Source organism: Pseudoxanthomonas jiangsuensis (assembly GCF_010093185.1).
GTDB classification, from domain to species: domain Bacteria; phylum Pseudomonadota; class Gammaproteobacteria; order Xanthomonadales; family Xanthomonadaceae; genus Pseudoxanthomonas; species Pseudoxanthomonas jiangsuensis.
This window is the reverse complement of record NZ_PDWL01000006.1, coordinates 151,541-160,968: the sequence shown is the minus strand read 5'-3', so window position 1 is coordinate 160,968 and position 9,428 is coordinate 151,541. Positions and strand designations below refer to the sequence as shown.

The 9,428-nt window shown below is 71.7% G+C and carries 9 protein-coding genes; 4 read left to right on the top strand and 5 right to left on the bottom strand.

Annotated elements, in window-relative coordinates:
- Positions 1-101 precede the first annotated feature (101 nt).
- Entirely contained in the window at positions 102-3,026 is a 2,925-nt protein-coding gene (uvrA, locus tag CSC62_RS05990; protein ID WP_162405257.1) for an excinuclease ABC subunit UvrA, read from the top strand.
- Positions 3,023-3,439 carry an acyl-CoA thioesterase gene (locus CSC62_RS05985; protein ID WP_162405256.1) on the top strand — a complete coding sequence of 139 codons (417 nt, stop codon included), beginning with the start codon at positions 3,023-3,025 and terminating at the stop codon, positions 3,437-3,439. The genes uvrA and CSC62_RS05985 overlap by 4 nt, the downstream gene beginning before the upstream one ends.
- Before the next feature lie 176 nt (positions 3,440-3,615).
- On the opposite strand, the gene CSC62_RS05980 is transcribed toward CSC62_RS05985, so the two are convergent.
- Entirely contained in the window at positions 3,616-4,086 is a 471-nt protein-coding gene (locus CSC62_RS05980) for a copper chaperone PCu(A)C (RefSeq protein WP_162405255.1), read from the bottom strand.
- A gap of 45 nt (positions 4,087-4,131) precedes the next feature.
- Here CSC62_RS05980 and CSC62_RS05975 point away from each other — a divergent pair, with 45 nt between their 5' ends.
- On the top strand, positions 4,132-4,911 hold the full coding sequence (locus CSC62_RS05975) for an enoyl-CoA hydratase/isomerase family protein (RefSeq protein WP_162405254.1): 780 nt from the start codon (positions 4,132-4,134) through the stop codon (positions 4,909-4,911).
- 13 nt (positions 4,912-4,924) lie between these two features.
- Here CSC62_RS05975 and CSC62_RS05970 read toward each other — a convergent pair whose 3' ends face one another.
- Positions 4,925-5,857 (bottom strand): LysR family transcriptional regulator, encoded by a 933-nt coding sequence (locus tag CSC62_RS05970; RefSeq protein WP_162405253.1) that lies wholly within the window; start codon positions 5,855-5,857, stop codon positions 4,925-4,927.
- 114 nt (positions 5,858-5,971) lie between these two features.
- Here CSC62_RS05970 and CSC62_RS05965 point away from each other — a divergent pair, with 114 nt between their 5' ends.
- The gene (locus tag CSC62_RS05965) at positions 5,972-6,742 is read left to right on the top strand and encodes an SDR family NAD(P)-dependent oxidoreductase (RefSeq protein ID WP_162405252.1); all 771 of its coding nucleotides are present in this window, start codon (positions 5,972-5,974) and stop codon (positions 6,740-6,742) included.
- A 16-nt stretch (positions 6,743-6,758) separates the two neighbouring features.
- On the opposite strand, the gene CSC62_RS05960 is transcribed toward CSC62_RS05965, so the two are convergent.
- From CSC62_RS05960 to CSC62_RS05950, 3 genes are all read right to left on the bottom strand, one after another.
- The gene (locus CSC62_RS05960; protein WP_162405251.1) at positions 6,759-7,652 is read right to left on the bottom strand and encodes a sulfurtransferase; all 894 of its coding nucleotides are present in this window, start codon (positions 7,650-7,652) and stop codon (positions 6,759-6,761) included.
- The gene (locus CSC62_RS05955) at positions 7,649-8,470 is read right to left on the bottom strand and encodes a CoA pyrophosphatase (protein WP_246194221.1); all 822 of its coding nucleotides are present in this window, start codon (positions 8,468-8,470) and stop codon (positions 7,649-7,651) included. Before CSC62_RS05955 ends, CSC62_RS05960 begins: the two co-directional genes overlap by 4 nt.
- 133 nt (positions 8,471-8,603) lie before the next feature.
- Positions 8,604-9,305, bottom strand: a complete 702-nt coding sequence (locus tag CSC62_RS05950; RefSeq protein ID WP_162405249.1) for an FKBP-type peptidyl-prolyl cis-trans isomerase N-terminal domain-containing protein — start codon at positions 9,303-9,305, stop codon at positions 8,604-8,606.
- Between the last annotated feature and the right edge of the window lie 123 nt (positions 9,306-9,428).

The following is a 9,428-nucleotide window of genomic DNA, read 5'->3' as shown; positions in this document are numbered from 1 at the left end:
CATATGTGTATAAGAGCCAGCTCCCCGCCTTGCCCACCGGGCGGTTTGCCCCCAGATCGGGCGTTCGCTAGGCTGGCCTATTGGCTCCGCAGACCCCACTGATGGACAGCATCAAGATCCGCGGCGCGCGGACCCACAACCTCAAGAACCTCGACCTCGAGCTGCCCCGCGACAAGCTGATCGTGATCACCGGCCTGTCCGGGTCCGGCAAGTCGTCGCTGGCGTTCGACACCATCTACGCGGAAGGCCAGCGGCGCTACGTCGAGTCGTTGTCGGCCTACGCCCGGCAGTTCCTGTCGGTGATGGAGAAGCCGGACGTCGACCACATCGAGGGCCTGTCGCCGGCGATCTCGATCGAGCAGAAGTCGACCTCGCACAACCCGCGCTCGACCGTCGGCACGATCACCGAGATCTACGACTACCTGCGCCTGCTGTACGCGCGCGTCGGCATCCCGCGCTGCCCGGACCACGGCTACCCGCTGGAGGCGCAGACCGTCGGCCAGATGGTCGACCAGGTCCTGGCCCTGGATCCCGAGCAGCGCTGGATGCTGCTGGCACCGGTGGTGCGCGAGCGCAAGGGCGAGCACGCCCAGGTGTTCGAACAGCTGCGGGCGCAGGGCTACGTCCGCGTCCGGGTCAACGGCGAGCTGCACGAGATCGACGCAGTGCCGGCCCTGGCCCTGCGCCAGAAGCACACCATCGAGGCGGTGATCGACCGCTTCCGCCCGCGCGAGGACATCAAGCAGCGCCTGGCCGAGTCGTTCGAGACCGCGCTCAAGCTGGGTGACGGCATGGCCATGGTCATGTCGCTGGACAACCCGCAGGCGCCGCCGCAGCTGTTCTCCTCCAAGTACTCCTGCCCGGTGTGCGACTACTCGCTGCCGGACCTGGAGCCGCGGCTGTTCTCGTTCAACGCGCCGATGGGCGCCTGCCCGTCCTGCGACGGCCTGGGCGTGGCCGAGTTCTTCGACCCGGCGCGGGTGGTCGCGCACCCGGAGCTGTCGCTGGCCGCCGGCGCGGTGCGTGGCTGGGACCGGCGCAACGCCTACTACTTCCAGCTGATCAACTCGCTGGCCAAGCACTACCGCTTCGACGTGGACGCGCCCTGGAGCAGCCTGCCCGAGTCCGTGCGCCAGGCGGTGCTGTACGGCAGCGGCGAAGAGACCATCGGCTTCACCTACCTCACCGAGGCCGGCGGCCGCACCCAGCGCAGGCATCGCTTCGAGGGCATCATCAACAACCTCGAGCGGCGCTACAAGGAAACCGAATCGGCCGCGGTCCAGGAAGAACTGGGCAAGTACATCAGCGAGCGCGCCTGCCCGGACTGCGGCGGCGCGCGCCTGAACCGCGCCGCGCGCAACGTGTTCGTCGCCGACCGGCCCTTGCCGGACCTGGTGGTGCTGCCGGTGGACGAGGCGCTGGCGTTCTTCAGCGGCCTGAAGCTGAGCGGCTGGCGCGGCGAGATCGCGACCAAGATCGTCAAGGAGATCAACGAGCGGCTGGGCTTCCTGGTCGACGTCGGCCTGGACTACCTGACCCTGGAACGCAAGGCCGACACCCTGTCCGGCGGCGAGGCCCAGCGCATCCGCCTGGCCAGCCAGATCGGCGCAGGCCTGGTCGGAGTGATGTACGTGCTCGACGAGCCGTCCATCGGCCTGCACCAGCGCGACAACGAGCGCCTGCTCGGCACCCTCACCCGGCTGCGCGACCTGGGCAATACCGTGATCGTGGTCGAGCACGACGAGGACGCGATCCGGATGGCCGACCACGTGCTCGACATCGGCCCCGGCGCCGGCGTGCACGGCGGCGAGATCGTCGGCCAGGGCAGTCTGGAGGACATCCTCGCCTCGCCGCGCTCGCTGACCGGCCAATACCTGTCGGGCAAGCGCCGGATCGAGGTGCCGAAGCTGCGGCACAAGCCCAACCCGAAGATGACCCTGCACCTGCGCGGCGCCTCGGGCAACAACCTCAAGGACGTCGACCTAGACGTGCCGGCCGGGCTGCTGACCTGCGTCACCGGCGTGTCCGGCTCGGGCAAGTCGACCCTGGTCAACGACACCCTGTACGCGCTGGTGGCGAACGAGATCAACGGCGCCTCGCACACGGTGGCCCCTTACAGCGAGATCGAGGGGCTGGACCTGTTCGACAAGGTCGTGGACATCGACCAGTCGCCGATCGGCCGCACCCCGCGCTCCAATCCGGCCACCTACACCGGCCTGTTCACGCCGTTGCGCGAGCTGTACGCGCAGGTGCCGGAGGCGCGCGCGCGCGGCTACTCGCCGGGCCGCTTCAGCTTCAACGTCCGCGGCGGCCGCTGCGAGGCCTGCCAGGGCGACGGCCTGATCAAGGTGGAGATGCACTTCCTGCCGGACGTGTACGTGCCCTGCGACGTCTGCCACGGCAAGCGCTACAACCGCGAGACCCTGGACATCCTGTACAAGGGCCACAGCATCCACGACGTGCTGGAGATGACGGTCGAGGACGCGCTGCGGCTGTTCGAGCCGGTGCCGGCGATCGCGCGCAAGCTCGAGACTCTGGTCGACGTCGGCCTGAGCTACGTCAAGCTCGGCCAGAGCGCGACCACCCTGTCCGGTGGCGAGGCGCAGCGGGTGAAGCTGTCCAAGGAACTGTCGCGGCGCGACACCGGCCGCACCCTGTACATCCTCGACGAGCCGACCACCGGCCTGCACTTCCACGACATCGAGCACCTGCTCGGCGTGCTCCACCGGCTGCGCGACGAGGGCAACACGGTGGTGGTGATCGAGCACAACCTGGACGTGATCAAGACCGCCGACTGGGTGGTGGACCTGGGCCCGGAGGGCGGCCACCGCGGCGGCCAGATCATCGCCACCGGCACGCCGGAGGAGATCGCCGCCAATCCCGCCTCGCACACCGGCCGCTTCCTGGCCAAGCTGCTGCCCGAGTCGAAGACCGCCAAGGGCAGCAAGCCCGCCGCCGTGGCCAGGCCCGACGTCCTGCCGCCGCGCAAGAGCGCGGCCAAGAAAGCGAAGAAGACCGCGAAATGAGCGAAAGCGCCCCCGCCTCGAAGCAGCTGGCCCGGATCCCGATGAGCGTGCGCTGGCGCGACATGGACGCCATGGGCCACGTCAACAACGCCAAGTACGTCTCCTACCTGGAGGAGGCGCGGGTGCGCTGGATGCTCGGCGTGCCGGGGGTGTCGATGAGCGACCGCATCGCCCCGGTGGTGGCCGCGACCAACGTCAACTACCGCGCACCGATCGTGTGGCCCAACGACATCGTGGTGGAGCTGTTCGTCGAACGCCTGGGCAACAGCAGCGTGACCATCGGCCACCGGATCGTCGACCAGAAGGACGAGAAGATCCTGTACTCGGACGGGAACGTGGTGGTGGTGTGGATGGACACGCAGACCGGCCGCAGCGCGCCCCTGCCGGAGGCGATCCGCGCCGCCTCCAGCTGAGAGCCTGCGAAGGCCCGTTTTCACCTGTTCCCGGCAGCGCTGCCGTTCCCGCTTCCCTCGGGAACCCGCCTGCCAGCGACCACCAGCGCAAGCGCGGCACCGGCAGGCATCAATGCATGGCGACGAACGACACGCTGACGCTGAGAGCCGGTACGTCGCTGTAGCCAGCCGTTCCGTCAGCGCGGCGGGGTCTTGCGCACCGTCAGGGCCGCGGCGACTTCGCGGCCATCGGCCAGGACCAGGACCAGCGGCACCTGCTCGCCTTCGGCCAGGGCGCGGTCGGGCTGCATCAGCATCAGGTGCAGGCCGCCGGGCTGCAGCACCGCCTCCGCGCCGGGCGCCAGCGGCAGGCGTTCGATTTCGCGCATCCGGCTGACGCCGTCCACCACCCGGGTCTCGTGCAGGGACACTTCGCCGAAGCGCGGGCTGCGCACCGCGACCACGGCCTGCGCGTCCTTGCAGGCGTTGGCGATGCGGCCGAAGCCGGCCAGCATCGGCCGCGGCGCCGGCGGCATCCGGATCCAGCCGTCGGCCACGGTGACACAGGCGGCACCCGCGGTCCCACCACCGCCGCCCGGCGGAGGCGCAGCGACGGCGTGCAGCGACAGCAGCAAAGGCAGGGCGGCGAGGATCGGTCGGATGCGCATGCGCCTATGATAGCCGCCACCTGCGAACGCGCCCCGGAACCGGACATGACCAGCCACGTGCAGATCCTCGACCACGGCCGCATCCGCGAGCTGCGCCTGGCGCGGCCGCCGGTCAACGCGCTCGACCCGGCGCTGTGCCGGGCCCTGATCGCCGCGCTGGACGCGGCGGTGGCCGGCGACGCCGACGCGGTGGTGCTGTCCGGCGCGCCCGGGATCTTTTCCGCCGGCCTGGACGTGCCGCACCTGCTGTCGCTGGGCGAGGACCGGCACGCGCTGCACGCGGCCTGGGGCGCGTTCTTCGGCGCGGCGCGGGCGCTGGCCGCGCTGCGCATCCCGGTGGTGGCGGCGATCGCCGGCCATGCCCCGGCCGGCGGCTGCGTGCTGTCGCTGTGCTGCGACTACCGGGTGATGGCGCGCTCGCCCGATCCGGCCAGGCCGTACGCGATCGGCATGAACGAGACCCAGGTCGGCCTGGCCGTGCCCGATGGCGCCCAGCAGCTGATGCGGCGGGTGATCGGCCAGCACCCCGCCGAGCGCCTGCTGGTGGCCGGGACGATGGTGCCGGCCGAGGAAGCGTGGCGGATCGGCCTGGTCGACGAACTGGCCGAAGGCGATGCCGTGGTCGCCCGCGCCCTGGCCTGGCTGGAAGGCCTGCTGCGCCTGCCGCGTGCGCCGATGCTGCAGACCCGCGCCCTGGCCCGCGCCGACCTGGTGCGGGCGCTGGACCCGGAGCACCTGCACCTGGACCGCTTCGTCGACGGCTGGTACGAGCCGGACACCCAGGCCGGGCTGCAGGCGTTGATGGCCCGGCTGGGCAAGGGCTGAGCGGCGGCGGCTTCTACAACGACGAGCCCACGGCCGACGGCCACGGCGAAAGGTGCGGCGCCAGCACCTGCGCCAGCCAGTCCATCACCTCGCGCACCCGTCGCGGCAGGTGCCTCTGCTGCGGGTACAGCAGGGTAACCGGCATCGGCTCAGGCGCCAGCTGCGGCAGCACCTCGACCAGGCGGCCGTCGGCCAGCGCCGCGGCCACGCCCAGGCGCGGCACCTGGATCAGGCCGAGTCCGGCCAGGGCGGCGCCGGTGTAGGCCTCGCCGCCGTCGACCGTGACCGCGCCGGCCATCTCCAGGCTGGCGTAGCCGCCGCCGGGCAAAGGGTATTCGAAGCCGGCCGGGCGCTGGCCGAAGCTACCGGCGAAATGCACCAGGCGGTGCCCGGCCAGTTCGTCCAGCGCCCGCGGCGTGCCGTGCCGGCGCAGGTAGTCCGGGCTGGCGCAGTTCACCACCGGGGCCAGGCCCAGGGGCCGCGCGACCAGGCTGGGATCGACCACCGCACCGGTGCGGACCACGCAGTCGTAGCCCTCACGGACCACGTCGACCCGGCGCTCGCCGGCGCCCAGCTCGATCTCCAGCCCCGGATGCGCCTGCAGGAACGCGCCCAGCCGCGGCATCACCAGCCGCGCGGCCATGCTCCCGGACATGCCCACCCGCACCCGTCCGCGCAGCAGGGCCGGCTCCTCGCGGAACAGCGCCTGCAGTTCCTCGGCCTCGCCAAGCAGGTCGCGGCAGCGCTCCAGGAACAGCGCGCCTTCGCGGGTCAGCTGCACCCGGCGGGTGGTCCGGTGCAGCAGCTGGGCGCCGAGCGCGGCCTCCAGCCGGCGCACGGCGGTGGAGACGCTGGCCTTGGGCAGGCCCAGCGCGGCAGCGGCGCGGCTGAAGCCGCCCAGCTCGGCCACGCGCAGGAAGATCCGGTACTGGTCGAGCTGGTCCATGGCGATCCCGGCAAGATTGTTCGATTTTCACGAACAAAATAATCAACTCCAGCCAGTTTATCGCTTACAAACAGATCAATAACCTGCCCGCACCATCACCGCAGGAGTCCCGGCATGAACGCTTCCCCTTCCCCCGCTCCCATCGCCCTGGTCACTGGTGGCAGCCGCGGCCTGGGCCGCAACGCCGCCGTGCATCTGGCCCGCCAGGGCCAGGACCTGATCCTGACCTACCGCGCCGCCGCGGACGAGGCCGAGGCGGTCGCCGCCCAGATCCGCGCCCTGGGCCGCCAGGCGGCGGTGCTGCGCCTGGACGTGGCCGACAGCGCCAGCTTCCCGGCCTTCGCCGCCCAGGTGCGCGAAGTGCTCGCCGGCTGGGGCCGCGAGCGCTTCGACCACCTGCTCAACAACGCCGGCACCGGCATCCACGCGGCCTTCGCCGAGACCCGCGAGGCGCAGTTCGACGAACTGGTGAAGATCCACCTCAAGGGCCCGTTCTTCTTGACCCAGGCCCTGCTGCCGCTGATCGCCGATGGCGGCCGGATCCTCAACGTGTCCAGCGGCCTGGCCCGCTTCGCCCTGCCCGGGTATGCCGCGTACGCGACGATGAAGGGCGGGATCGAGGTCCTGACCCGCTACCTGGCCAAGGAGCTGGGCGAACGCGGGATCAGCGTCAACACGCTGGCGCCCGGCGCGATCGAGACCGACTTCGGCGGCGGCGCGGTGCGCGACAACGCCGGGCTCAACGCCTTCGTCGCCTCGCAGACCGCGCTGGGCCGGGTCGGCCTGCCGGATGACATCGGCGCGGTGGTCGCGGCGCTGCTGGCGCCGGGCACCGGCTGGATCAACGCGCAAAGGATCGAGGCCTCCGGCGGGATGATGCTCTAGCGCGACAGGGAAAGGCTCAGGCGCCGGTTGCCACCGGGCGCGAGGGATCGGCGATCCAGCCGCTCCAGGAGCCGGCGAACACGCGCGCGCCCGACAGGCCGGCGTGTTCCATCGCCAATAGTAGATGGCAGGCGGTCACGCCCGAGCCGCACATCAGCACCGCTTCGGCCGGCGCGCGGCCGTACAGCAGGGGCTCCAGCTCGGCGCGCAGTTCGGCCGCCGGGCGGAAGCGGCCATCGCGCAGGTTCAGCGCGAACGGCCGGTTGAGCGCGCCGGGCACGTGCCCGGCGACCGGGTCGATCGGCTCGACCTCGCCGCGGAAGCGCTCGCCGCCGCGCGCGTCCAGCAGCCAGCCCGGCGCCTGGCCCAGGCGCGCCAGCACCTCGGTCGCATCGACGATGCGCGCGCGATCGAACCCCGCCGATGGATAAGGCGGCAGCGGCGCCGGCACCGCCGGATCGGCGGTTTCCGCCAGGCCGGCCGCGCGCCATGCGGCCAGGCCGCCGTCCAGCACCGCCACCCGGCGATGACCCAGCAGCTTGAGCAGCCACCACGCCCGCGCCGCGGCCATGCTGCCGTCGCCGGCGTCGTAGACCACGACCTGGTGCTGCGGGCCGATGCCCCAGCCGCCGACCCGGCGGGCGAAGTCCGCCGCGGCCGGCAGGGGATGCCGGCCCTGCCCTGCGAGCGAATGGTCGGAAAGGTCGCGGTCCAGGTCGGCATGCGCCGCGCCGGGCAGGTGCGAGGCCGCCCAGGCCGCGGCGCCGGCGGCCGGATCTGTCAGCACCGCGCGCGCATCGAGCAGGCGCAGCGCCGGGGCCGCGTCCGCGGCGGGCGGATGTACCGCATCGCCCAGCGCCTCGCGCAGTTGCTCGACGGAAACCAGGGTGGTCCAGTCCGGATCGCTCATGCGCCCTCCTCCAGGCGTCGCCGCAGGTTGTACAGGATCGCCGCGGTCGCGCCCCAGATGCGCTGCCCGGGCCAGTCGTATTCGAGCACGCTGCGCGCGCGGCCGCGGAACTCCATCTCCACCTGGCGCACGTGCGCGGCCGACATCAGGTAGGCGAACGGCACCTCGAACACCTCGGCGACCTCGCCCGGATGCGGCTGCGGCACGTACTCCGGATCGACCGCCGCGACCACCGGGGTGACCCGGAAACCGCTCACGGTCAGCAGCGGATCGAGGTAGCCCAGCGGTGCGACCTGGCGCGCCTCCAGCGCGATCTCCTCGTGGCTCTCGCGCAGGGCCGCGCCGAGCACGCCGGCATCGTCCGTTTCCACCCGCCCGCCGGGAAAACTCACCTGGCCGCCATGGTGGCGCAGGGCGTCGGTGCGCCGGGTCAGCAAGACCCGCGTGCCATCCTCGCGCGGCACCAGCCCGACCAGCACCGCGGCCTCGGCCAACGCCGGCGAGGGCGGCAACAGGTCGTCCAGTTCGGTGCGGTTCCAGCCCTCGCCGGCCGGCGGCTGGCGCAGGGGGTGCAACGCCCGCGCCAGCGGGGCGCGCTCGTGCAGCCGCTCCAGGAATCCGTAACGCTCGCGCGTGCGCGTGGCCAGGACCGTCTCCATCATCCGCCGGCGGCCGTGCTCGTCCAGCCGCGACCACTGCGCGATCTCGCCGCCCGTGCGCAGGCAGCCTTCGCACAGGCCGTCGGCGCCGATCCGGCACAGGCGCACGCAGGGCGTTGAAGGCGGCGGCGCAGCCGCGGGGGACGGGGGAGGCGGCACTCGGGATCCGGCATGGGAAGGCAAGCGTAGCGCCAAACACGCTACCCGGGCGCGCCGTGCGGGCGCGTCCGGCAGAAACGACTGCGCCGGCATGGAAGCCGGCGCAATCGACGCACACACGGGAAGCGGTCGCTTACTTGACCGAAACCAGCTTGATCTGGAACACCACCGCCACGTTCGGCGGGAACGGCGTGCGCGGATCGGCGCCGTAGGCCTTGTCCGGCGGCAGAGCCACTTCCCACTTCGAGCCGGCCGGCATCTGCAAAAGCACTTCGCGCATGGCCGCCATTTCCACTTCGCTGACCTTGATGCTGGGGATCTGCTGCGCCGGGCGCGCCTGCTCCGGGTGCTGGCCGAACGGATACGGGCCGGCCACTTCCAGCTGCACGGTGCTGGCCTGGGTCGGCTTGGCGCCGGTGCCGTTCTCCACGATCTTGTAGACCACGCCGCTGGGCAGGGTCTTGGCGCCGGCCTGGGCCTTGTAGCCGGCGATGAACTGGTCGGACTTGGTCTTGTTCTCGGCGGCGACCTTGTCGTACTCGGCCTTGGCCTGCTGGGCACGGGCCTGCTCGCGCTTCTGGAAGGCCTCCAGCGCCGGCTTCAGCTGCTCGGCGGTGATCGACGGTTCCTTCTTGGCCAGCGCGTCCTGCAGGCCCTTGACCACCGAGTTGACGTCAAGCTGTTCGCCACGGTCGGTCAGCTGGGCCAGGTTGTTGCCGTAGTCGTAGCCGAAGTAGTAGCTCAGCTTGCCCTTCTCGGACGAGGTGTCCTGGGCGAAAGCACCGCCGGCCAGGGCCAGGGCGGCGATGGCGACAGCGATAGGACGCAACTTCATCAAATCTTCTCCGGAAGGGTGGCGCCGGGCAGGTCCCGGCTGTAGCGGACGCGCTAGGATAGCCGCCGCACCGGCGGCCCGCCAGCGCGGCCCGGAACCCTCCGACCCCACCCGTCCGGGGAA

Excerpts from the sequence above, each read along its gene's own strand:
- CSC62_RS05980 (WP_162405255.1), bottom strand. The coding sequence starts at position 4,086 with ATGCGCATCCGACCGATCCTCGCCGCCCTGCCTTTGCTGCTGTCGCTG.
- uvrA (WP_162405257.1), top strand. The coding sequence starts at position 102 with ATGGACAGCATCAAGATCCGCGGCGCGCGGACCCACAACCTCAAGAAC.
- CSC62_RS05950 (WP_162405249.1), bottom strand. The coding sequence starts at position 9,305 with ATGAAGTTGCGTCCTATCGCTGTCGCCATCGCCGCCCTGGCCCTGGCC.
- CSC62_RS05970 (WP_162405253.1), bottom strand. The coding sequence starts at position 5,857 with ATGGACCAGCTCGACCAGTACCGGATCTTCCTGCGCGTGGCCGAGCTG.
- CSC62_RS05965 (WP_162405252.1), top strand. The coding sequence starts at position 5,972 with ATGAACGCTTCCCCTTCCCCCGCTCCCATCGCCCTGGTCACTGGTGGC.
- CSC62_RS05985 (WP_162405256.1), top strand. The coding sequence starts at position 3,023 with ATGAGCGAAAGCGCCCCCGCCTCGAAGCAGCTGGCCCGGATCCCGATG.
- CSC62_RS05975 (WP_162405254.1), top strand. The coding sequence starts at position 4,132 with ATGACCAGCCACGTGCAGATCCTCGACCACGGCCGCATCCGCGAGCTG.
- CSC62_RS05960 (WP_162405251.1), bottom strand. The coding sequence starts at position 7,652 with ATGAGCGATCCGGACTGGACCACCCTGGTTTCCGTCGAGCAACTGCGC.